At 69.1% G+C, this 20,804-nt stretch carries 26 protein-coding genes; 16 read left to right on the top strand and 10 right to left on the bottom strand.

The window, feature by feature from the left end; genetic code table 11:
• Positions 1–187 precede the first annotated feature (187 nt).
• Complete coding sequence (locus ABZ463_RS37410; protein ID WP_352014836.1) at positions 188–751, bottom strand: YceI family protein; 564 nt, start codon at positions 749–751, stop codon at positions 188–190.
• A gap of 101 nt (positions 752–852) precedes the next feature.
• Between ABZ463_RS37410 and ABZ463_RS37405 the strand changes: the two genes are divergently transcribed.
• Positions 853–1,365, top strand: coding sequence for a MarR family transcriptional regulator (locus tag ABZ463_RS37405; protein ID WP_362784011.1), 513 nt, complete (start codon positions 853–855; stop codon positions 1,363–1,365).
• Here the strand turns inward: ABZ463_RS37405 and ABZ463_RS37400 are convergent.
• Positions 1,325–1,834, bottom strand: a complete 510-nt coding sequence (locus ABZ463_RS37400; protein WP_352014838.1) for a SigE family RNA polymerase sigma factor — start codon at positions 1,832–1,834, stop codon at positions 1,325–1,327. The genes ABZ463_RS37405 and ABZ463_RS37400 overlap by 41 nt on opposite strands.
• A gap of 306 nt (positions 1,835–2,140) precedes the next feature.
• Between ABZ463_RS37400 and ABZ463_RS37395 the strand changes: the two genes are divergently transcribed.
• Positions 2,141–3,118, top strand: coding sequence for a hypothetical protein (locus tag ABZ463_RS37395; RefSeq protein ID WP_352014839.1), 978 nt, complete (start codon positions 2,141–2,143; stop codon positions 3,116–3,118).
• Between the two features lie 5 nt (positions 3,119–3,123).
• Entirely contained in the window at positions 3,124–3,969 is an 846-nt protein-coding gene (locus ABZ463_RS37390; protein WP_352014840.1) for a MauE/DoxX family redox-associated membrane protein, read from the top strand.
• 124 nt (positions 3,970–4,093) lie between these two features.
• On the opposite strand, the gene ABZ463_RS37385 is transcribed toward ABZ463_RS37390, so the two are convergent.
• Positions 4,094–5,275, bottom strand: coding sequence for an ATP-binding protein (locus ABZ463_RS37385; RefSeq protein WP_352014841.1), 1,182 nt, complete (start codon positions 5,273–5,275; stop codon positions 4,094–4,096).
• Positions 5,276–5,655: 380 nt separating this feature from the next.
• Here ABZ463_RS37385 and ABZ463_RS37380 point away from each other — a divergent pair, with 380 nt between their 5' ends.
• Genes ABZ463_RS37380 through ABZ463_RS37365 form a run of 4 tightly spaced genes read left to right on the top strand, consistent with a single transcriptional unit; the run spans position 5,656 to position 9,077 of the window.
• Positions 5,656–6,426 (top strand): M15 family metallopeptidase, encoded by a 771-nt coding sequence (locus ABZ463_RS37380; RefSeq protein ID WP_352014924.1) that lies wholly within the window; start codon positions 5,656–5,658, stop codon positions 6,424–6,426.
• Between the two features lie 53 nt (positions 6,427–6,479).
• Positions 6,480–7,343: an NUDIX hydrolase gene (locus tag ABZ463_RS37375; protein WP_362784006.1), complete on the top strand. Its 864-nt coding sequence runs from the start codon at positions 6,480–6,482 to the stop codon at positions 7,341–7,343.
• A gap of 31 nt (positions 7,344–7,374) precedes the next feature.
• Positions 7,375–8,382 carry a permease gene (locus tag ABZ463_RS37370; RefSeq protein WP_362784004.1) on the top strand — a complete coding sequence of 336 codons (1,008 nt, stop codon included), beginning with the start codon at positions 7,375–7,377 and terminating at the stop codon, positions 8,380–8,382.
• Complete coding sequence (locus tag ABZ463_RS37365; protein WP_362784001.1) at positions 8,379–9,077, top strand: TIGR03943 family protein; 699 nt, start codon at positions 8,379–8,381, stop codon at positions 9,075–9,077. The genes ABZ463_RS37370 and ABZ463_RS37365 overlap by 4 nt, the downstream gene beginning before the upstream one ends.
• Before the next feature lie 6 nt (positions 9,078–9,083).
• Here the strand turns inward: ABZ463_RS37365 and ABZ463_RS37360 are convergent, their stop codons facing one another.
• Complete coding sequence (locus ABZ463_RS37360; protein ID WP_362783998.1) at positions 9,084–9,851, bottom strand: PrsW family glutamic-type intramembrane protease; 768 nt, start codon at positions 9,849–9,851, stop codon at positions 9,084–9,086.
• Between the two features lie 91 nt (positions 9,852–9,942).
• On the bottom strand, positions 9,943–10,509 hold the full coding sequence (locus tag ABZ463_RS37355) for a cadmium resistance transporter (RefSeq protein ID WP_362783996.1): 567 nt from the start codon (positions 10,507–10,509) through the stop codon (positions 9,943–9,945).
• Positions 10,510–10,624: 115 nt separating this feature from the next.
• Here ABZ463_RS37355 and ABZ463_RS37350 point away from each other — a divergent pair, with 115 nt between their 5' ends.
• The 5 genes from ABZ463_RS37350 to ABZ463_RS37330 all read left to right on the top strand — a co-directional run bounded on the left by ABZ463_RS37350 (position 10,625) and on the right by ABZ463_RS37330 (position 13,410).
• A complete protein-coding gene (locus ABZ463_RS37350; protein ID WP_362783993.1) occupies positions 10,625–11,356 on the top strand; it encodes a hypothetical protein in 732 nt (243 codons plus the stop codon).
• 269 nt (positions 11,357–11,625) lie between these two features.
• The gene (locus ABZ463_RS37345) at positions 11,626–11,907 is read left to right on the top strand and encodes a hypothetical protein (protein ID WP_352014848.1); all 282 of its coding nucleotides are present in this window, start codon (positions 11,626–11,628) and stop codon (positions 11,905–11,907) included.
• A gap of 227 nt (positions 11,908–12,134) precedes the next feature.
• Positions 12,135–12,488: a hypothetical protein gene (locus ABZ463_RS37340; RefSeq protein WP_352014849.1), complete on the top strand. Its 354-nt coding sequence runs from the start codon at positions 12,135–12,137 to the stop codon at positions 12,486–12,488.
• 62 nt (positions 12,489–12,550) lie between these two features.
• Positions 12,551–12,790, top strand: coding sequence for a cell division protein SepF (locus tag ABZ463_RS37335; protein ID WP_352014850.1), 240 nt, complete (start codon positions 12,551–12,553; stop codon positions 12,788–12,790).
• A 53-nt stretch (positions 12,791–12,843) separates the two neighbouring features.
• Positions 12,844–13,410: a hypothetical protein gene (locus ABZ463_RS37330; RefSeq protein WP_362783988.1), complete on the top strand. Its 567-nt coding sequence runs from the start codon at positions 12,844–12,846 to the stop codon at positions 13,408–13,410.
• A gap of 9 nt (positions 13,411–13,419) precedes the next feature.
• On the opposite strand, the gene ABZ463_RS37325 is transcribed toward ABZ463_RS37330, so the two are convergent.
• From ABZ463_RS37325 to ABZ463_RS37310, 4 genes are all read right to left on the bottom strand, one after another.
• Positions 13,420–13,812, bottom strand: a complete 393-nt coding sequence (locus ABZ463_RS37325) for a cupin domain-containing protein (protein ID WP_352014852.1) — start codon at positions 13,810–13,812, stop codon at positions 13,420–13,422.
• Between the two features lie 49 nt (positions 13,813–13,861).
• The gene (locus tag ABZ463_RS37320; protein ID WP_362783985.1) at positions 13,862–14,473 is read right to left on the bottom strand and encodes an HAD family phosphatase; all 612 of its coding nucleotides are present in this window, start codon (positions 14,471–14,473) and stop codon (positions 13,862–13,864) included.
• A gap of 30 nt (positions 14,474–14,503) precedes the next feature.
• Positions 14,504–15,262: a DeoR/GlpR family DNA-binding transcription regulator gene (locus ABZ463_RS37315; protein WP_352014854.1), complete on the bottom strand. Its 759-nt coding sequence runs from the start codon at positions 15,260–15,262 to the stop codon at positions 14,504–14,506.
• Between the two features lie 113 nt (positions 15,263–15,375).
• Positions 15,376–15,882 (bottom strand): hypothetical protein, encoded by a 507-nt coding sequence (locus ABZ463_RS37310; protein ID WP_362783981.1) that lies wholly within the window; start codon positions 15,880–15,882, stop codon positions 15,376–15,378.
• 177 nt (positions 15,883–16,059) lie between these two features.
• Here ABZ463_RS37310 and ABZ463_RS37305 point away from each other — a divergent pair, with 177 nt between their 5' ends.
• Positions 16,060–17,313 (top strand): cytochrome P450, encoded by a 1,254-nt coding sequence (locus ABZ463_RS37305; protein ID WP_362783978.1) that lies wholly within the window; start codon positions 16,060–16,062, stop codon positions 17,311–17,313.
• A 138-nt stretch (positions 17,314–17,451) separates the two neighbouring features.
• Here the strand turns inward: ABZ463_RS37305 and ABZ463_RS37300 are convergent, their stop codons facing one another.
• Positions 17,452–17,994: a hypothetical protein gene (locus tag ABZ463_RS37300; protein ID WP_362783976.1), complete on the bottom strand. Its 543-nt coding sequence runs from the start codon at positions 17,992–17,994 to the stop codon at positions 17,452–17,454.
• A 138-nt stretch (positions 17,995–18,132) separates the two neighbouring features.
• Here ABZ463_RS37300 and ABZ463_RS37295 point away from each other — a divergent pair, with 138 nt between their 5' ends.
• The 3 genes from ABZ463_RS37295 to ABZ463_RS37285 are packed head-to-tail and all read left to right on the top strand — an operon-like array spanning position 18,133 to position 20,788.
• Complete coding sequence (locus ABZ463_RS37295) at positions 18,133–18,807, top strand: response regulator transcription factor (protein ID WP_352014858.1); 675 nt, start codon at positions 18,133–18,135, stop codon at positions 18,805–18,807.
• Complete coding sequence (locus ABZ463_RS37290) at positions 18,804–20,183, top strand: HAMP domain-containing sensor histidine kinase (protein WP_362783972.1); 1,380 nt, start codon at positions 18,804–18,806, stop codon at positions 20,181–20,183. The genes ABZ463_RS37295 and ABZ463_RS37290 overlap by 4 nt, the downstream gene beginning before the upstream one ends.
• Positions 20,180–20,788, top strand: coding sequence for a hypothetical protein (locus tag ABZ463_RS37285; RefSeq protein WP_362783969.1), 609 nt, complete (start codon positions 20,180–20,182; stop codon positions 20,786–20,788). The genes ABZ463_RS37290 and ABZ463_RS37285 overlap by 4 nt, the downstream gene beginning before the upstream one ends.
• Positions 20,789–20,804 lie beyond the last annotated feature (16 nt).

Genomic DNA, 20,804 nt, shown 5'->3' with positions numbered 1-20,804 from the left:
GGAGTGATCTCACCGGAAAATCCACAGGCTCCCTCCCGAACACCGGAAAGGAGCCTGTGGACAACGAATCCCGAACGCCGGGAGGGAACCTGTGGACGACGGCTATCGGGCGACGAAGGTCACGACTCCGGGCAGGCGGCGAGGACCACGACACCACGCGGGCCCATCGACCCTCCCATGACGATCGTCAGGCGGCGGGGTTGGCCTCGCCCTCGATCTCGATCTTGATCTTCTTGCCGACCAGGACGCCACCGGTCTCCAGGGTCTGGTTCCAGGTCAGGCCGAACTCCTCGCGGTCGATCTCGGTCGTGATGGAGAAGCCCCACACGGACTGGCCCCAGGGGTTGGTGCCCGCGCCGCCGTACTCGACGGTGAGCTCGACCGGCTTGGTGACGTCGCGGATGGTGAGGTCACCGAGGACGGTGAACTCGTCGCCGGAGTGGCCGACCACGCGCGTGCTGCGGAAGGTGATCTCGGGGAACTTCTCGGCGGCGAGGAAGTCGTCGCCACGCAGGTGGCCGTCGCGGTCGGCGACGCCGGTGCTGATGCTCTCGGCCTTGATCGTCAGCTCGGCGGAGGACTCAAGGGGGTTCTCGGCGACGGTGACGCTTCCGGCGAACTGGTCGAAGTGACCGCGGACCTTGCTCACCATCATGTGCTTGACCATGAAGCCGATCCGGGTGTGGGCGGCGTCGAGGTTGAAGGTACCCGCGGCGGGGAGCTGAAGGTTCTCCCAGGTCCGAGTGGTCATGACTACTCCTGAAGAGGTGCTTGCAGTGCGGATGTTTGCGTCAACAGATTTCTACATGAGGAATATTCCCCACGTCAACCATCATCGGTTAAAGTGGAACGGTGACCTCCTTTGACGACTCCCGGTTAACGGCCATGGGCCTGTTCGCGGAAGCCTTCGGCGGCCTGCTGGCGAAGACCCACACCTCCTTCGCCGAGGCGGGGCTCTCGGACATCGACTTCGAGACCCTCATCCGGTTGGCACGTTCCCCGGGCAGGCGCCTGCGCATGAGCGACCTGGCCGCGCAGACCAGCCTGTCCACCAGTGGGGTGACCCGGGTCGTGGACAGGCTGGAACGTGAGGGACTGGTCGCACGGCAGGCGTGCGCGACCGACCGCAGGGCCTCCTACGCCGTGATCACCCAGGCGGGCACGGACCGGCTCACCGCGGTGCTCCCCCGGCACCTGGCGGACATCGAGGAGTGGTTCACCGGCCTGCTCCCCCCCGAGCAGCTCGATGTCTTCCTCGACATGCTGCGGACGATCCGCGACGCCGTACGGCCGTGCGCGACGGCCGGGGCGGAGTCCGGGGAGCCTAGCGCTGGGGCTGCGGCTGTCGCTGCTCAGGAACCGTGAGATCGCCGCGTAGCCGCGCCATCGCCCTGGAGACCGTGCTCTTGACGGTGCCGACGCTGATGCCCAGCGCCCTGGCGATCTCCGGCTCGGTCATGTCCTCGTAGTAGCGCAGCACGACGGCGGTCCGCATCCTGGTCGGCAGCCGGTCGAGGGCCTGTTCGACCTGCTCGGGCAGATGGCCCGAGCCGCTGACGAGGACGGGCTCGGGGATCTCCTCGGCGGGATACTCCTCCAGCTTGCGCCGCCGCCACCAGGAGATGTTGATGTTGACCATCGCCCGGCGCACGTAGGCGTCGAGCGCCGCGCGGTCGTGGATGCGGCCCCAGGCCAGATAGGTCTTGAACAGGGCGGCCTGGAGCAGGTCCTCGGCGTCACTGGGATGCCCGGTGAGCTGACGGGCCGCGCGCAGCAGTGTCGGACCGCGAGCAACGACGTACTCGCGGAACTCCTCATGGATTCCGCCGCTCACCGCGATCACCAGCCTGTGGTCAGGTGTGCCTCGTGGCCAGAATCGCAGCCAGAGCCCCTAAACCGGCTGAACCGGAACCTATATTTCGTTCCGTCAACAGCAAAGAACGCCTCCCCCAGGCAGAGGTGTCCCAAGTCGGAGTCAGGTACTGGTTTGCCCTAGAACGGGGAATGACGCGTTCCACCGGGAGGGGGAATTTTGCTACCCCGCCACCCCACCGACAGGATTATTGGCCGAAGCGAACGGCGAGACTCCCGTGAGCGTGTGACGCTGACCGGGAGACCTTCGCGAAACATGGGAGTGACGATGCCGTATCGCAGCGCCGACCGCCGCCGCGTGCTGGCCGCCGCCGTGCTTGGCAGATCCCTCGACTCCCCCGGCTCCCCCGACGAGCGGGAGCCGGACCCCGAGGCCGACTCGGAGGAGGGGGAGCCCCTGCGTTCGATCACCGGCGAGATCCTGGACGTGAGCCCGCACCTGATCGTCGTGGAGACCCCCGAGGGGGAGGAGGAGCGGCTCGTCATCGCGCCGTGGGCGACCGCATGGCGCGGTGAGAACGTCTCCCCCGCTGACCTGCCGGTCGGCGCCCACGTGATCGTCAGGGCCCTGCAGGGCGGCCGGGTCGTCGACCGGATCTGGGCCGACATCACCCGCATCACCGGCGTGATCCAGTCCGTCGGCAGCGGCCGCAGGGACCTCACGGTCGAGCTGTACTGCGGGCCCCACCGGGGGCGGCGCACGATCGTCATCCCCTACGGCGCCTCGGGACGCCTGCGGGTACGGCACCCGCAGTTCGAGCCCGGCTACCTGTTCGACGCCATCGGAATCCGCGAGGACGGTGTCGCCCACGCCCGTCTGCCCGCGACCTCCCAGCCGCCCTACCGGTGGACCTCCGTGCCGAAACCGCCTCCCGGGTACGGCGCGCAGGCCCGTATCTCGGGCACCTCGACCTGGTCCGACACCTTCGACTGGGGTGAGCGGGGCGTGGCCTATCCCATGCTGGAACACGCCGACAGCGACTGCCAGGACGCCGGCGTGTCCTGTACGGCGCTGCCGTACCTCGCGCTGGGTTCCGCGCTCAGCGTGCGCAACGTGTGCGCCGGGCGGACCTCGGTGCTTCCGATCGTGGCCTGCGGCTGCCTGGCGGGCCGGTTCTGCGACCGCTGCCTGGAATGCGGCACCTCTCCCCGTGGCCGGATCGTGGAACTGTCGCCGGTCTCCTTCGTGGAGCTCGGCGGGGAGCTGACCAAGGGGTGTTTCAACGCCCGGGTCGGATTGGGGTGACACAGATGCTGACGATGATCGCCGCCGCGCAGCTTCCGGTGCTGAGCGCGCTGCTCGTCGCGGGAGCGCTCGCCAAGGTGTGGACGGCCAGAGGCGAGGCGGAGCCGGGCGTGCTGAGCAGGCTCGGTCCCGCGGTGCTGGTGGCCGACCGCTGGCGCGCGCCCGCCATGCTCGGCTGCGCGGCCGGTGAGGTGGTCCTGGTCGCCGGGCTGGTGACGACGGGCCATCCGGTGTTCCGCTGGGGTACGGCCGCGTTCTTCGCCGTGTCCACCTACGTGCTGTGGGAGCTGCGGCGGCGCCGTCCGGACGTGGGGTGTGGCTGTTTCGGCGAGGTCAGCGCGGTGCCGGTCGGGCTGCGCTCGCTGGGGCGCACCATGGTGCTGACCGCCATGTCCCTCGGGCTGGTCTGGACGCCGCGGATTCCGGGCTGGGCGCTGTTGTCCGGTATGAACTGGACGCAGGCGGTCGCCGCCCTGGGCGGGCTGCTGGTGCTCGCCGTACTGTCGCCGGAGATCGAGGAGGCGGCGGCGCGGCTGCGGTATCGCGCGCCGTGTGAGCAGCGCCCGCTCGACCCCGCGCACGCCCTCGGCCGGCTGCGGGCGAGCGCGACCTGGCGCTCACACGTGAAGCTGCTGTCGAGCACCGAGCCCGTGGACAGCTGGCGTGAGCTGTGCTGGCGGTTCTTCGTCTACGAGGGGCGCGGTCACACGGGTGAGCCGGTCGAGGTGGTCTTCGCGGTCTATCTGAGCGGGCGGCACCCGGCGGTGCGGGTGGCGATGGTCGGCTTCGACGGACAGCCGGTCGAGGAGATGTCTCTGCTGGAATCTATGCCCGTATCGGCTGGACGCTAGAGAGCTCTAGATCTTTCTAGCGGTTCCATACAGCTCTATACGGCTCTCTAGCTTCCCCACTAGAGAGCCGTATAGAGGGCTAGGGCCCCGTGTAGACCGTGACATCACTATATCGAACATGTGTTCAAACGGGCTGGGAACGCAGGAACTTTCCGAAGTGTGGCACCGTGAACGCGATGAATCCGCGCTCGGCGCTGTAGATCAGACCCTTCTTGATGAGGCTGTCACGGGCCGGGGAGAGGCTTGAGGGCTTACGGCCCAGCCCCTCGGCGACCTCCGCGGTGGCCACCGGCTCGTCCCCGATGGCGGCCATCGCGTGCATGTAGTCACGCTCGGCGGGTGTCGCCCGCTCGTATCGGCTGCCGAAGAAGCCGACCGCCAGCTCCTCCTCCGCCTCGGGCGCGGAGACCTTGATGTCGTCGGCGGTGATCGGGCTGCTCAGCGCCAGGTCCCAGGCCACCTTGCCGTAGGCCTGGACGAAGTAGGGGTAGCCGTCGGCCGCCTCGTAGAGGGCGTCGAGGGCCTCCTGGGTGAACTCGACCCCCTCGCTCTCGGCGGGGGCGATGAGCGCCAGGTCGGCCGCCTCTCGGTCGAGCCGGTCGATCCTGGCGTAGCGGAACAGCCGTTCGGAGTAGCTCTTGCTGGCCGACAGCACGCCGGGCAGGTGCGGCAGGCCCGCGCCGACCACGATCAGCGGGCCGCCGCTCTGGGACAGCTCGTGACAGGCGGCGCAGAGCGCGGAGACGTCCGGCGCCTGCACGTCCTGCATCTCGTCGATGAACAGGGCGATGCCGACCCCCAGGTCGGTGGCGACCCCGGCGGCGTCGACGAACAGCTCGGTGAGGTCGATCTCCAGGTCGCCCGAGTCGGCGCGGCCCCGGCTCGCGGGCACGTCGATGCCCGGCGACCAGTGCGAGGTGCCCTTGGCCGCGCTCGGGTCGCGCATCGCGAAGGCCTTGAGCACGCCGAGGAACTCCTCGATGCGCTCCGGCGCGCGGTGCCGGGGGGCGAGCTCACGGATGGCCAGGTGCAGCGCGGCGGCGACCGGGCGCCGGATCGACTGGTCGGGCCTGGCCTCGATCTTTCCCGTGCCCCACAGCCGCTGCATGGCCATGGACTTGAAGGTGTTCAGCAGGACGGTCTTGCCGACGCCGCGCAGGCCGGTGATGACCATGCTGCGCTCGGGACGGCCGCGGGCCACCCGCTCCAGGACGATCTCGAACTGCTGCAGCTCTCGGTCACGCCCGGCGAGCTCGGGAGGGCGCTGCCCCGCGCCGGGGGCGTACGGGTTGCGCACGGGGTCCACGGTCTCGGACTTTATGACGGGATATAGCGGCCGAGGTAGATTTCCGTAGAAAGGGCTACGGCGTGTCGCACGAGGCCGTGCGCAGGGGTGCGTCGCGGGGATATGGGGTGTCTCGGGCACCGCGAGCATCGCCATGACACACCCCCATCTGGGCAGACACCGCCCGAACCCGTGTTCGATCCGGTGCGACCGACTGTAGCGCCCCTTCGAACACCTGCGCGGGATTTTCGCCAAAAACCTCGGCCAAGGAACGTCAGGGCGCGGGCGACCGTACGGGGCGGTGGGGCGCGGCGGCTACCCTTTGTCACGTCAGGTGGCCGGACGACTACCACGGTCCGCCCGGCGTGCGGCGACGACAAGTGAGAGGCTCACGACTCGTGATGCGTAGTATCCAGGCGACGCTCGCGGTGGCCACCGCCTGTCTCACGACCGGTCTCGCGACGGCGTGCGGCACGACCACCGCCCAGCGGCCCGCCTCCGGTTCCCCCGTCTCCCAGACCTCCGCGGCCGACGAGACGGCCCAGAAGACGGTCCAGGAGACGGCACCCCCGGCTCCGGGCTCGACCCCGAGCCGTACGGCCCCGCCGAAGTTCTCGGCCACGGTCTCCAAGGTCACCCGTGAGCAGGTCAAACACTCCTGGCGGCCGGGTTGCCCCGTCCCCCTCGACGGCCTGCGGATGATCACGATGACCTACTGGGGCTTCGACGACAAACCCCACACCGGCAAGCTGGTCGTGAACAAGGACGCGACCGAGGCCATCACCAAGGTCTTCGGCCGTCTGTACGACTGGCGCTGGCCCATCTACAAGATGGAGCCCGTCGACGCCTACAAGGGCGACGACTTCGACTCCATCGACGCGAACAACACCTCGGCGTTCAACTGCCGCGCGGCGACCGGGTCGAGTCACTGGTCCCAGCACGCCTACGGCAGGGCCGTGGACATCAACCCCCGCGAGAACCCCTACGTCTCGGCCGACGGCTCGGTTGCGCACAAGAACGCCAGGAAGTTCGCCAAGCGCCCGGTGGACGCCCCCGGCGTGGTCAACCCCGGCGACCGGGTCGTCAAGGCCTTCGCCCGGGTCGGCTGGGGCTGGGGCGGCGACTGGTCCGGCATCAAGGACTACCAGCACTTCTCCGCGGGCGGAAACTGAGCGCCCGCCCCGCGATCAGAAGCGGCCGGAAGAGGCGGTGCGATGATGGGGGCATGGCGGCCAAGGACGGGGACGGGTGGGTCGAGTGCGCGCTCGGCCATCGGCACTGGGGGGTGTACGGCGCGGCCGGACTGCTGGCCGTGCATCATGACGACGCCGGCACCCCGCGTGTGCTGATGCAGGAACGTGCCGGGTGGAGCCATCACGGCGGCACGTGGGGCCTGCCCGGCGGCGCGCTCGACAGTCACGAGAACCCCGTGGCGGGCGCGTTCAGGGAGGCGGGCGAGGAGGCCGGGCTGGACGGCGACGACCTGCGGATCCAGGGCGTCTACGTCGACGATCACGGCGGCTGGTCCTTCCACACGGTGATCGCCGCGACTCCCCGGCTGCTGGACGCCCTGCCGGCCAACGACGAGAGCGTCGACCTGCGCTGGCTCACCCCCGACGAGATCCCCGACAGGCCGCTGCATCCCGGTTTCGCGGGAAGCTGGCCGGTGATCGGGCGGGCGCTCGGTCCCGTGCTGGTCGTGCTCGACGCCGCGAACATCGTCGGCGCCCGTGCCGAACACGGCTGGTGGCGTGACCGCGCGGGGGCCACCGCCAAGCTGGTCTCCGAGGTCGGCGCCCTGGCGGCCAGCGGGGTGCGCGCGCTGCCCGCCAGGACACCCACGCTGACCAGGTGGTTCCCCAGGTTCGCCGTGGTGGTCGAGGGGGCGGCCCGTGACGTCCCCGGGGTTCCCGGGGTCACGATGATCTCCGCGCCCGGCAGCGGTGACGACGCCGTGGTGCGGGCCGTACGGCAGGCGCCGGGGTGGGAGCACGTCCTGGTCGTCACCGCGGACCGGGGGCTGCGTGAGCGGGTCGTCGCGCTGGGCGCGGACGTGACCGGTCCCAGGTGGCTGTTGTCCCAGCTGTGATGGACCGTAGGGATCTGACACGATATGGATCATGTTTGGGTCCCGGAGTGGCTGGGATGACGAGGGGGTTCTGCCGCCTGACTCGTGGGGGCGGGGCACGTCGCGACTGCCGTGGGGGTTCGCGTTCGTCGTCGTCCTGTTGGTCGTGGGCAGGCTCACCCTCACTCCCCACCTGACCTCGCCCGCCCTGCGGACCTGGGCGACGGTGTTCGTCGCCGTGTGCGTGCAGGCGCTGCCGTTCCTGGTCTTCGGGGTGGCGCTGTCCGCGGCGATCACCGCGTTCGTCCCGGCGTCCTTCTGGACCAGGGCGCTGCCGAGGCGTCCTGCCGCCGCGGTGCCGGTCGCGGGCCTGGCGGGCGCGGTGCTGCCGGGGTGCGAGTGCGCCTCGGTGCCGGTGGCGTCCGGCCTGATGGCGCGGGGGGTGACGCCCGCCGCCGCGCTGGCCTTCCTGCTCGCCTCCCCGGCGATCAACCCGGTGGTGCTGGTCTCCACGGCCGTCGCCTTCCCCGGGCAGCCGATGATGGTCCTGTGCCGGTTCGGCGCGTCGCTGGCCGTCGCGGTGCTGACCGGCTGGCTCTGGTTGCGGTACGGCCGTCACGAGTGGCTGCGCGTTCCCTCCCCTCCACACGGTGCGGGCGGCAGGCTCGCGAGGTACGGCGAGGCGATGCGGCACGACCTGCTGCACGCGGGCGGATTCCTTGTCGTGGGAGCCCTGGCCGCGGCCACGCTCAACGTCGCCGTCCCCCGGGAGTGGCTGGACGCGGTCGGTGGGGTGCCGTGGCTGGCCGTACCGGTGATGGCCGTGCTCGCGGTGCTGCTGTCGATCTGCTCGGAGGCGGACGCGTTCGTCGCGGCCTCGATGACCGCGTTCCCCGCGACCGCGAAGCTGGCCTTCCTGGTGGTCGGGCCGATGGTCGACCTGAAGCTGATCGCCCTGCAGGCGGGCACGTTCGGCAGGGCGTTCACGGTCAGGTTCGTCCCGGTGACGTTCGCGCTCGCCGTACTGGTGAGCGCCCTGTTCGGAGAGGTGCTGCTGTGAGCCGCGTGACCCAGAGCCTCGTCCTGGCGCTGCTCGGCGGCGTCGTGTTGTGGATCTCGGGGTTCTCCACGAGCTATCTGAACTACGTCAAACCGGGCTTCCGGCCGTTCCTGGTCGGGGCGGGGGTCGTGCTGGTGGTTCTGGGCGTCGCGGGGCTGTTCACCAAGCGCAAACATGACCATGATCATGATCACGGACATGGGCACGGGGTCGCGTGGTTGTTGTGCCTGCCGGTCTTCGCGATCCTCCTGGTGGCGCCGCCCGCGCTCGGCTCCTTCGCCGCGGCCAGGTCGCAGGCGCCCGCGCTGCCCAAGCGGGATCCCGGCGCCTTCGCTCCGCTGGCCGGGGGCGGTCCCGTGGACATGCCGATCGGCGAGTTCATCGGCAGGGCGTGGGACGACGACAAGAAGTCCCTCACCGGCCGTGCCGTCCGGCTGACCGGCTTCGTCGTCCCGGCCAGGCGCGGGGGCGAGTGGTACGTCACCCGGATGCAGATCGCCTGCTGCGCGGCGGACGCCTTCGCGCTGAAGGTCCTGGTCAAGGGGATCAAGGCACCGCCGAGGGACACCTGGGTCGAGGTCACCGGGACGTGGGTCCCGCACACGTTCGGCAAGATGCCCAACGGGTTGATCTACCCCGAGTTGGCGGGGACCGGGCTGGCGAGGGTACCGGCGCCCGCGGAGCCGTACGAGTAGGGCCTCCTAGACGGAGGACGGTGCCGTCTCCGACGGCGTGGTCTTCTCCAGGTCGCGGGTCGCCCGGTGGAACAGCCAGTAGCTCACCGCGGCGACCACCGGGAAGAAGAGCTTGACGCCGCCGGGCAGGTCGAGGATGAGCAGGCCGTCGTTGAGCGAGTGGAGTACGGCCGCCGCCGCGAAGGCCGCGGTGACCGCGCTGGTCAGCACGACCCGTCTCCTGGTCTGCCACACCCCGAAGGCGACCGCGCAGACCAGGCCGGTCCAGGCCAGGTGGCTGAACGGGGTGGTGAGCCCCCGCATGAACAGCACCATCCCCGCCTCAACGGCGCTGTCGTGCCTGATGCTCTTCCAGGCGTACGACATCGACTCCATGATGGCGAAGCCGGTCGCGCAGGACAGGCCGAGCGCGACGCCCGCGGGCTTGGTCAGGTGCGCCCCGGTCAGCGCGACCGCGAGCAGGGGGACGAACTTGGCCGCCTCCTCGATCCAGCCGACGCGCAGGATCGTGGGGTTGTCCTTCTCCGAGATGAGCAGGGCGTCGAAGTAGCCGCCGAGCAGCAGGGCGACACCCCCGCCGAACAGGAACATCCCCACCAGCGTGGTGCCCGGCACGCTGTCGCCGATGCGGGTGCGGTCGTGGATGGCGAGGAGGAGAGCGGCCGGACCCGCGGCGGCGCCGTAGAAGAAAGCCGCGGGCATCACGGCGCGGTTGCCGACCATTTCCATCATGAAGATCAGGGAGGCGGACAGCGCCATCATTGCGATCCACACTTTGAACCATCTATGGCGATAGAACCGTAAATGTCCTCGCATGTGGAACTATTCCCCATTCGAGGCCGTGCAAATTCGGACGAATGGTGCATTATTCGCTAAAGAGCGTGCCCGCCAGGATGGTCACACCGATCACCATGAAGATCACGGGGACGAGCCACCGCCCCCACCGGTCGACCAGGTCGATGACCCTTCCGTGGGAGCCGAGCCAGGAGGCCGTGACACACCAGAGCGCCACGAGCACCGCGAAGACCGCGACCGTGACGAGGCTCGCCGCGGTGCCGGCCGTACGGAACAGCGGGGTGTAGACCGAGATGTTGTCGGCGCCGTTGGCGATGGTCACCCCGGCGATCGAGGCCACCCCGGAGGCGACCGGCCGCTCGTCGTCCGCCTTCGCCAGGAGTCCCCGCACCCCCAGGCCGAACGGCACCAGCCCCAGCAGCCCGACCCACCGGTCCGGAACCACGGTCAGTCCGAGCGCCGCGACGGCGGACACGGCCACCAGCGCCGCGATGCCGGTGTACTGCCCCGCGACGATCTTCCACGGCCTGGGAGTGGCCTTCGCTCTCGCCGCCAGGAACAGTACGGTCAGGATGACGATGTCGTCCACGTTCGTCCCGGCGAAGACGACGGCCGCCGTACCGATCGTTTGCCACACGTGGGCATTATGTCGGCTGGGGTGGCTCCGGATTCGGGGGTTAAGATCGATTTAGTCGCGACTGTGCCGTACCGCCCGTTCCATACCGGTCCCATCGGCCCCCCGGAGGTTTCGCGTGGCCCACCCGCCGCCACAGTACGGCAGGCCACAGCGGGGCGAGACGGGCCGGGGCGTCGCGGCCATCCTGACCATGGTCATCGGCGTGCTCATCGCGGCGACCATCGCGCTGGTGATGGTGCTCAACCCCGTCTCGACGCCGAAGGACACCTTCCCCACCCAGGGGGCCGAACGCTCCGAGTCGTCGGCGCGACAGGCCGCCCAGCTCGCGCTCGACACCTACTCAAGCGGGTCCTACGGCGACTTCTGGGACCTGTGGAGCACCCAGTCGCAGACAGTGATCAAACGGGAGGACTACGTCAGGCTGTTCCAGCTCTGCCCGCCCCTCGTCCAGGACGGCCGGTTCACCATCTCCAGCGTCGCGGTCGAGGGCGACCACGCCACGGTGCAGGCGACCGGACCCGGGGACCAGAGCGAGTTCGGCTTCGTCTTCGAGGGCGGCGAGTGGCGGTACACGCCTCCCGCGCAGCAGGAGACCGACTACCGGACCAAGACCGTGGACCAGCTGGCCCAGGAACGACGGACCGCCGGCGGCTGCGGCAGGGCCTCGGACCCCTCCGCCGCCCCTTCTGCGACCCCTTCGCCCAGTCCCTCCTACGGCGCCCCGACTGATCCGTCCGCGACCCCTTCCTACGGCTCCCCTGCCGATCCGTCCGCCGTTCCCTCGTACGTCCCCTCGACGGCCCCGGACCCCAGCTCCGTGCCGACGTCGTTCCTCATGCAGGGCTGACCGTTCCGCATGGGATCCGTTCTCCTCTTCCCGGCTTCAGCTCTTAAACCCAGAAAAGCCCAGGAAAAGCACCGTAAAGGCTTTCACAGCCTGGGCGGAAAATGGGCAACCATCCCGATAAATCGCTGAAGACGGCCTATCGCACCCCCATCTCGCAAATCATCAGTCAACTCTGTGGCATCGCCGGTATGTCACGAATATTGTGAGATCGTATGCCTTGCCGCGCAGCCGATTCTCATGCCGACGACCAGTGACGGAGGCCGGGCCTGATGAATGTGCACACCGGGATCGCGACGCTGTTCGCCTTCGCGACCGGAGCGCTCGGGCTGTACGTGCTGGCGACCAACCGGCTCCCCCGCTGGATCCGCAGCCGCGACGAGGGCCAGGCCTCCGCGTACGGCTGGGCGAAGCTGCTGATGGCCGTGTTCATCATCATGATCGTCGTCCCGCAGGCGATCGGCCTGCCGTACGGGCTGGTGGTCGGGTCGATCCTGCTGGGCCTGGTGGCCGCGGCGGCGTCCTGGTGGCTGACGCTGCGGCGAATCCGCTGACCGGCCGCTTTCCTGCCGGGCATTCCCCGAAATAGCCGACTCCATGGCAGAGTTTCAATGCGTGACACAAGTCTCGTTACCATAGAAATACGAAACGGACACACTTTCGTGTTTTCCGCCCGGCCTGCCCCGGGGAAAGCCGTCCACGGGCCGTTCAGCCCGGCGAGAAAGGTCACAAAAAATCATCACGCATATGTCAGATGCGGCCGGTTCGATATATTGACGATGTGTCGCCCAGCGAACGTCCTCTGTCCGCCGATGAGCGGGCCGTGATCCTGGCCCTTCTCGCCCGGGACTTCCCGGGTGCGGAAGACCTCAGGAGACAGGTGCCCTCGGTGGTCGTGACCAGAAACTGCGGGTGCGGATGCGCGACGATCGACTTCCGCACCGAGGACGAGCCTCCCACCCTGGGCAAGGAGCTGGTCTCCTCCGCCTACGTGCGTGGGCGCGACGACGGCGTTCTCCTCTTCGTCAGGCACGGGCGCCTGTCCCACCTGGAGGTCTACTCCAGCGACGGCGACCCGGCCCCGCTGCCACGCGTCGAGGACCTGGTCATCGACCCGCCCGACACCTGGGAGTGAGGACTCCGTACCCCCGCAATGTGAAGGCTTGACCATGTCCTGACACGGGAAAAACCAACTCCGTGATCAAACTGTGCCCGAAGGACTACAAAGAGGCCCTCCACGTCGGCCACTACTTCCGCACCGGCAACCCCGTGGTGATGGACCTCACCGGGCTGCCGGACAGCGAGGCCAGGCAGTTCGTGGACTTCGCGGCGGGTCTGGTCTTCGGCAGGGGCGGCGCCCTGGACCGCCTGTCGCACAAGGTCTTCCTCCTGATGCCCCGGGGCATGACCAGGACCCCACCCCCCGAAGGCGCCTGACCCCACGGAAAACCAGCTGAACATCGCTCCGTGAACCACGACAATCCTTGATCATGGCCACACATCAGGCAGTCGAAGGTCTACGGCGCGCGCTGGAATCCGGCAAACCTGTGCGGATCATTCGCGACATCGACGGCGCCGACCGGCTCGACGCCTACGTGGTCGGGCTCGGACGCAAGTGGGTACTGCTCCACACCATCTCCGCCGGGTTCCACCTCGACGGCCACTCGGTCGTACGGCTCCGCAACGTCGAGCACGCGACACGTTCCAACTGGAAGGCCGCGCGGGTCGCCCACCGGGCCCTCCGGCTGCGTGAGGAGCGTCCCCGGACGTCGCCGGGCATCGACCTCGACACGACGACCGGTCTGATCGACACGCTGACCAGGGCGTTTCCCCTGGTGAGCGTATACACCGAGAAGATCGACCCGGACGTCTGTTATATCGGCCGCGCCCACGGGGTCACGAAGCAGAAGAACCTGCGGCTCCAGGAGATCAGCCCCCGGGCGGTCTGGGGATACGACTGTTGCAAGTACCGGACCACGGACATCACCAGGTTCGACGTCGGGGACGGCTACATCGACGCCCTGCACGCGGTCGGCGGGAATCCACCGGACCTCTGAGCAGGCCGTTCACCCCCGGGAGCCGGTCCGGGGGCCGCTGTACTCGGTGTCGCTGACGTGTTCGCGCCAGGAGACGTCGTCGTCCTCCCACAGCGCGAGATGGGACATGAACCGGTCCGGAGCCGCGCCGTGCCAGTGTTCCTCACCCGGCGGGGTGTGGACGACGTCGCCGGGACGGGCCTCGATGATCCCGCCCTTGCGTGCCTGGATCAGCGCGACCCCCTCGACGATGAGCAGGGTCTGGCCCAGGCCGTGCGAGTGCCACGCCGTACGGGCTCCCGGGGCGAAGCGGACCATGTTGGCCCGCATGTGATCGCCCCGGTAGACCACGTCCGCCCAGACGTCGCCGGTGAAACACGCGGCGGGCAGCTTCGTGGTCGGTGGTCGCCTCAGGATCTCCATCAGGCACCCCCCTTGCGCTCTCGGGGGTATGTTCCCCGGTCACCGGGGTTCAGAGCAGGCCGTACCGCTCCAGCTCACCACGCAGGGCCGCGGCGTCGGTGAAGAGGATCGCGCCCATGCCGACGGCTTCGGCGCCCCTGACGTTCGCCGGGCTGTCGTCGACGAACAGCGCCCGCTCGGGAGAGAGGCCGAAACGATCGAGCGCGTACCGGTAGATCTCCGGATCCGGCTTGATCATCTTCAGCTCTCCTGAGACGACGATGTCCCTGAAGACCTTCAGGACCGGATAGCGGTCCACGGCCAGCGGGTACGTCTCGGCCGACCAGTTCGTGATCGCGTACATCGCCGTCCCCGCCCGCTGGACCTCGGCCAGGATCTCCGACGTGCCCGGGACGAGGCCGTCGAGCATCTCCGGCCACCTGCTCCAGTAGGCCTCGATCAGCTCCCGGTGGTCGGGATGGCGTTCCACGGCCTCCCTGACGCCTTCGGCGAAGGGACGGCCGCGATCCTGCTCGGCGTTCCACGGGCCGTGGCAGACCTCGGTGAGGAACCACTCCATCCGGTCCTGGTCCTCGATGAGCTTGCGGTAGAGATGCCGGGGGTTCCAGTCGACGACCACCCCGCCGAGATCGAACACGACCGCCTCGTAGCGCTGCCCCATCGTTCCCCCTGTCGTGGTCAAACGTCATGGTCAAACCAGGATCACCTCGACCCCGGCGGCTTCGATCTTCCCGATCTCTCCCGGCGGGGCGCCGTCGTCCGTGACGACCGCGTCCAGCTCGCCGATCGGGCAGACATGGCCGAGCCCGGTCATGCCGAACTTCGAGGCGTCGCACACCGCGATCTTCCGCTGCGCCGCGGCGATCGCGGCCTGCTTGACCGGCACCTCGGCCAGGTCGTGGGCCGTCAGCCCGTGCCCTGCGGAAAGCCCGCACACCCCGAGGATCACGGTGTCCACCCGCAGGGCGCGCAGCGACATCTCGGTCAGGTGCCCGGTGAACGACGACGTCCTGGGCAGGACCTGCCCGCCGGGCACCAGCAGTCTCACCTCGGCCGCGCCGCTCAGCGCGTTCACCGAGTGGAGGTCGAGGGGCATCGCGGTGATCCTCCGGCCGGCCAGCGCGCGGGCGACGCGCAGCACGGTCGTCCCGCTGTCCAGCACGACGGACTCCCCGTCGGCAACCAGCTCGTCGATCTTGGCGGCGATCCGCCGCTTGACGTCCACGGCCTCGCGCTCACGCACCGCGAACGGCGGCGCCTCCCCGCGCAGCATCAGGCTCACCGCGCCGCCGCGCACCCGGCGCAACACCCCCTGCTCGGCGAGCTGGTCGAGGTCACGGCGGATGGTCATCTCCGAACAGCCGGTCCGCTCGGCCAGCTCGCCGACCGTGACCCGCTCCGCCGTACGCAACCAGGAGATAATCTCCAGCAGCCGATTCGAACCCTCCACATGTGCTAATAAACGTGAATGATGTGCGAAAGTCAACCTTCCGCTCGTTCGGCCCGGCTCCTTGCCGACGGCGACCATGCCGAAGGAGTCGTGGACGGGCGCCGTGTACTCCCTCATCGCGGCCCATGTGATCGTCTGGGGACTACTGGATGGTCAGGGGTGGTGTGGTGTCGCATGGGCGGTTCCGCGAGCACATCGACGAGATCGTCGCTTCGACGCCAGACCAGTAGTGGGGCGGGTCCAACGATGTCTTCCATGTCGTGGTCATTGGGACACCACAGCACCTGGAGCAGGTCTTTGCCCTCCGGAAAAGGGATCTCGGGAATGTCACGCGCGTAGAACTGCGCGACCCCGACCATGGGCACCGGGCTCTCGGGAAGGTGATCGCGCCGATCCAGCCAACCGGGCTGCCCAAAGGGCGCGACCTGTATTTGGACGACCCGGTCACAGGCGGGCCACGGTTCGGCGACCGGCCAGATCAATGGCCCTCCGATGTGACTGTCATGGATGGTCGGCTTTCCCGGGCGTGGATGAAGCCGGACGGCCGTCCTGGCGTAGGCGTTCATCCAGGGGAACCTCTCGACGAGATCGATCGGAGGGTCAGGGGTCGTGAAGGTCATGGCCGGGAAGCTTAGGCAACGGAACCGACAGACCGCCTCCCAGAAAAGAATGACCGGTTAATCCAGCAAACGAGGAAAATTCGGTTTTCGGAGGAAGTTAAGCATTGACCGTAAACGGTGGTATGCGTACGTTCCGGGAGGGTCGTCGCTGTGGCGCCCGGAGCCGAGAGGGGCACCATGGCCACCGATTCCATCCCGAACGACATTCCGAACGACATTCCGAACGACATCGTCCCCGGGCCGCTGGGCACCCCGTCACCCGAGTACGCGCGACGCCACGAGGAGGGGCCGCTCGATCCGGCCGTCATGCCGAGCGGGGACATGGTGCCGGTCGCCGTCAGATACGAGGACGTCCGGACCCTGCTCGGCTCGGCGGCCTCAAGCCGTAACCTGCGCCTTCCCGGCCTGCCCCGGCTGGTGAGCGGCGTGGGCATCGACGACGACCCCGACGCGCTGATCAACCAGGACCCGCCGGAGCACACCCGCTACCGGCGGATCATGTACGGAGCATTCACGCCCCGCCGTACCGAATCGTGGCGGCCGTGGGTCGCGGCGATCGCCGGTGAGCTGCTCGACGGGGTCGGCGAGGAGTTCGACCTGGTCGAGGCGTTCGCGGTGCGGTTGCCCGGCCGGGTCATCTGCCGGTTGCTGGGTGTCCCCTATGACGACTACGACCGGTTCGTGGCCTGGACGGACATGTTCCTCACCACCTCGACCGCCACCGAACAGGCCCGGTACCAGGGCTACACCGAGTTCATGGCCTACGCCCGGGAACTGGTGGCCCGCCACCGCGCCGAACCCGGTGACGACCTCATCGACCTGCTCGTGCAGGCCCGTGACGAGGAGGACCGGCTGAGCGAGGGTGAGCTGGTCAACACCGTGTTCGCGCTGATCACGGCGGGGCACGAGACCACCGCCTCGATGGTGTCCAAGGGGGTCTTCCGTCTCATGCTCCATCGTGGGCAGTGGGACGAACTGGTCGCCCGGCCGGAGCTCGCGGCGACCGCGGCCGAAGAGATCCTGCGTTACGACGGGCCGCCCGCCAGCGCGTTCATGCGCCGGCTGACCGAGGACGTCGAACTCTCCTGCGGCGTGCTGAAGGCGGGGAGCGTCGTGATGCCCGACCTCAACGCCGCCAACCACGACCCCCGCGCCTTTCCCGAACCGGGACGGTTCGACATCCACCGCTTCGAAACGCAGCCGCCGCATCCGCACCTGGCCTTCGGGTACGGCCCGCACCGCTGCCTGGCCGCCGCGCTGGCCAGGGTCGAACTCACCGAGGCCCTCAGGGCGCTGGCGACCCGGCGGCCGGGGTTGCGCCTGGCCGTACCGGCCGAACAGGTCGAGTGGAGTGAGGGGCTGACCCGTCGTCCCGTCGCACTACCGGTGACCGCGGCCCGCCGTGACAACCGGACAGACCGGGTGGAGTGACCACCCGGTCTGTCGGCTCGCGACGCTGCCAGAGGCTCACGCGTCCTGTCCCCACCCCCGCGAGGACAGGACGCGTCCCCTGATATCCCCTGGCCGCGCGGCGCCGTCACGGACTCCGTCTCACGACGGAGACACGCCCTACTTCTCCTCGTACGGCGCGGGCGGGGCCAGCGGGGCGCACTTCTTCTGGGCCTTCTCCCAGGCGTCCGACTTGGGCTTGACCTCCTGGAAGTCGGCGGGCTTCTGCTCGTCCGTTTCGATGGGCTGCCAGACGCCGTTCTCCCGCAGGCACTTGGCCCACGTGGCGAACTTGGCGTCCTCCTCGGGGGTCGTCGGCCCGCCGCCGAGGATCACCCAGTCCCACTCCTTGCACGCCTTCATGGCGGCGGTGAGCTGGGCCTGGGTGCTGTCGGTCACGGCGCTGGTGTCGAGGTCCTGGCCCTTGGCCGGGTCCGGGATCTTGATCTTGTTCTCGCGCATGCATCCGGCGAACTTCACCGCGGCCTCGTGCCAGCTCAACGTGGCCGGAGCGGCGGAGGGAGCCGTGGCGGGCTCGGCGGAGGTGGCGGCCTTCGCGCCGGAGTTCGCCGTGCTGGCGAAGCTCTGTACCCCGCACGCCGTACTCAGCGCCAGTGTGGGAAGGACGGCCAGTACGGCGAGACGCCGTTTGGTGATCAACACGGTTCTCTCCAATGGGTCGGTTGACTGCCCATCACCTTGGCCCGTCCATATGAGCGACCTGTCCACACCATGTCATGAACGTGTAATAGCTTCCGAGACCGGACAAATCGCAAGTCATGGCCGTCGATACTGGAACGCATGGCACGCGTGTTGCTGGTCGAGGATGACCCGAGCGTCAGAAACGCCCTGACGATCGCCCTCAAGGGCAGGGACCACGAGGTCGAGTCGGCGGCGTCCGGGGAGGAAGGACTGGCGCTGCTGGCGCACTTCGCCGCCGACGTGGTGGTGCTCGACCTCATGCTGCCCGGTATCGATGGGTTCGAGGTCTGCCGCCGCATCCGCGCGACCACCTCGACCTCCATCATCATGCTCAGCGCGCGGGGCGACGACTTCGACGTGGTCGGCGGTCTTGAGGCCGGGGCGGACGACTACGTGATCAAACCGGTGAGACCCCAGGTGCTTGAGGCCCGGATCAGGGCGGTGCTGCGCCGTACGGAGAGTGTGCCCTCTCCGGTCGAGACCTACGACACGCTGCGCATCGACCGCGCCTCCCTGACCGTGAACAGGGACGGGCGGCGGATCGCGCTGCCGCCGATGGAGCTGCGCCTGCTGCTGCACCTGTCGGCCGTGCCCGGGCAGGTCTTCAGCAGGCAACAGCTGCTTGAGTCGGTGTGGGACCACGACTACCTGGGCGACTCGCGGCTGGTCGACGCGTGTGTGCAGCGGCTGCGTTCCAAGATCGAGGACGTGCCGGGCGAGCCGAGATACGTGCAGACCGTGCGCGGGTTCGGTTACCGCTTCGGGCCGGTATGACCTGGCTGCGAGGACTACGGGCCCGGCTGGTCATCACGTTCGTGCTGGTCGGCGGGCTGAGCGCGGTCGGGGCCGCCGGGCTGACCTACTACAAGGCGCAGAACAACCTGCTGGCCGGAGCGCAGAACCGGCTGCTGAAGGACTTCAGGTACCGGGTGCTGCTGCTCTCGCGTGACGTCGCACTGCCCGCGAACGACGAGGTCCTCGACCAGCTGGCCGAGGACCTGGAGGTCGGCAACCGCGACGTGTACGTGGTCAGGGACGGCGAGGTCCCCTCCGACAACCGCATCACCGGTGAACTGCGTGCGAGAGTCCTGCGGCGGGACGAACTGGTCTGGCAGCGGGTGGTGGACGAAGGCGTGCCGTACCTCGTGGGCGGCAGCAGGGTCATGTTCGGCGCGGGCGGCGAACCATCGGGTATCACCGTCTATCTCGTCGAATCGCTCTCGCAGACCGCCACCGACGAGACGGCCGTACTGCGCGCCGCCCAGACCGCCACGCTGCCCGCCGTGCTGCTGGCGGTGCTGGCCGGACTGCTGGCCGCGCGTGGCGTGCTGCGCCCGGTCGCCGACCTGGACCGCGCGGCCCGCCGGCTGGGTGAGGGGCGGCTTGAGACCCGCCTGCCGGTGCGGGGCGGCGACGAGCTGGCCCGGCTTGCCGGGCAGTTCAACGCGACCGCCGCCGCACTGGAGCACTCCGTCGGCGAGCTGCGTGAGATGGAGGCCAGGTCACGGCGGTTCGTCGCCGACGTCTCCCACGAACTGCGCACCCCGCTGGCCGCCGCGACCGCCGTCACCGACGTCCTGGAGGCCGGAGCCGACCGGCTCGACCCCAACGCCGGAACCGCCGCCCGGCTGGTGAGCGCCGAGATCTTCCGGCTCACCAGGCTCGTCGACGACCTGATGGAGATCTCCCGCTTCGACGCGGGCGCCGCCGTCCTCAACCTCAACGACGTGGACGTCGGCGCCGCCGTGGCCGCCTGCCTGCGCTCACGCGGCTGGGGCTCCGAGGTCGTCGTGGACCTGCCGCCGGACATCGTCGTCCCCCTCGACCCACGCCGCGTGGACGTCATCATCGCCAACCTCGTCGGCAACGCGCTGCGGCACGGCGAACCGCCCGTCACCGTCCGGGTGCGCGCGACCGACGACATCGCGACGGTCGGGGTCTCCGACCATGGCCCCGGCCTTTCCGCCGACGTCCTTCCGTACGTCTTCGAACGCTTCTACAAGGCCGACGCCGCCCGTGCCCGCTCGGAGGGCAGCGGCCTCGGCCTGGCCATCGCCCGCGAGAACGCCCTCCTGCACGGCGGCGACCTGACCGTCGCCCCCGGCCCTGGCGCCGTCTTCACCCTCACCCTGCCGAGGAAACGCACATGAGAGCCCCCCTTCTCACGATCTGCGCGGTACTTCTCATGGCCTGTACGGCCTGCGGCATCGGTCCCAGCGAAGTGATCGGCGCCGGAGAACCCGCCCGTGGTTTCATCCAGGGCACTCCCCTGTACTTCGTGCGGGACGGCGATCTCATCCTGGTCAGCCGTCCCGACGCTCCGTTCGGGGCCTCCGAGGCCGTCGAACTGCTGCTCGGAGGGCCGACCGATCGGGAGCGGGAACTCTCCCTCGGCACCCGGCTGCCCGATGGCCTGGCCGTCAAGGTGAGCGACCACGGGTTCACGCTGGACACGAGCGGTTCGAAGATGAGGAAACGCCTGACACCGACGATCCAGCCACGGAGCAAGGGCGTTCCGGCGATACCGGACCGCCGGTTGTCGACCCTCGACCTCGACCTGGTGGAAAAGCCGGAGGACCGGGCCGGTCTGGAGCCGCGGTCGTTTCCGACGGTCGGCCACCTCTCGCGGCTGGCCACGGGACAGCTCGTCTGCACGATCGCCACCGCCACGGCCACCAGGAACCACATGAAGGTGAACGACGTGCGGGTGACCGTACCGGGTGGAAAACAGACACGCTGCAAGGACTTCATGTGACGTCCGGCCCGCACCG

The sequence above is a fragment of the Streptosporangium sp. NPDC020145 genome, from assembly GCF_040631275.1.
In the GTDB taxonomy this organism is placed as follows: domain Bacteria; phylum Actinomycetota; class Actinomycetes; order Streptosporangiales; family Streptosporangiaceae; genus Streptosporangium.
The sequence above is the reverse complement of the archived record's forward strand: the minus strand, read 5'-3'. Positions and strand labels throughout refer to the sequence as shown.

Coding starts and splice junctions, on each gene's coding strand:
- ABZ463_RS37410 (WP_352014836.1), bottom strand. CDS start 751: ATGACCACTCGGACCTGGGAGAACCTTCAGCTCCCCGCCGCGGGTACC.
- ABZ463_RS37395 (WP_352014839.1), top strand. CDS start 2,141: ATGCCGTATCGCAGCGCCGACCGCCGCCGCGTGCTGGCCGCCGCCGTG.
- ABZ463_RS37390 (WP_352014840.1), top strand. CDS start 3,124: ATGCTGACGATGATCGCCGCCGCGCAGCTTCCGGTGCTGAGCGCGCTG.
- ABZ463_RS37380 (WP_352014924.1), top strand. CDS start 5,656: ATGCGTAGTATCCAGGCGACGCTCGCGGTGGCCACCGCCTGTCTCACG.
- ABZ463_RS37375 (WP_362784006.1), top strand. CDS start 6,480: ATGGCGGCCAAGGACGGGGACGGGTGGGTCGAGTGCGCGCTCGGCCAT.
- ABZ463_RS37370 (WP_362784004.1), top strand. CDS start 7,375: ATGTTTGGGTCCCGGAGTGGCTGGGATGACGAGGGGGTTCTGCCGCCT.
- ABZ463_RS37345 (WP_352014848.1), top strand. CDS start 11,626: ATGAATGTGCACACCGGGATCGCGACGCTGTTCGCCTTCGCGACCGGA.
- ABZ463_RS37330 (WP_362783988.1), top strand. CDS start 12,844: ATGGCCACACATCAGGCAGTCGAAGGTCTACGGCGCGCGCTGGAATCC.
- ABZ463_RS37325 (WP_352014852.1), bottom strand. CDS start 13,812: ATGGAGATCCTGAGGCGACCACCGACCACGAAGCTGCCCGCCGCGTGT.
- ABZ463_RS37320 (WP_362783985.1), bottom strand. CDS start 14,473: ATGGGGCAGCGCTACGAGGCGGTCGTGTTCGATCTCGGCGGGGTGGTC.
- ABZ463_RS37310 (WP_362783981.1), bottom strand. CDS start 15,882: ATGACCTTCACGACCCCTGACCCTCCGATCGATCTCGTCGAGAGGTTC.
- ABZ463_RS37305 (WP_362783978.1), top strand. CDS start 16,060: ATGGCCACCGATTCCATCCCGAACGACATTCCGAACGACATTCCGAAC.
- ABZ463_RS37295 (WP_352014858.1), top strand. CDS start 18,133: ATGGCACGCGTGTTGCTGGTCGAGGATGACCCGAGCGTCAGAAACGCC.
- ABZ463_RS37290 (WP_362783972.1), top strand. CDS start 18,804: ATGACCTGGCTGCGAGGACTACGGGCCCGGCTGGTCATCACGTTCGTG.
- ABZ463_RS37285 (WP_362783969.1), top strand. CDS start 20,180: ATGAGAGCCCCCCTTCTCACGATCTGCGCGGTACTTCTCATGGCCTGT.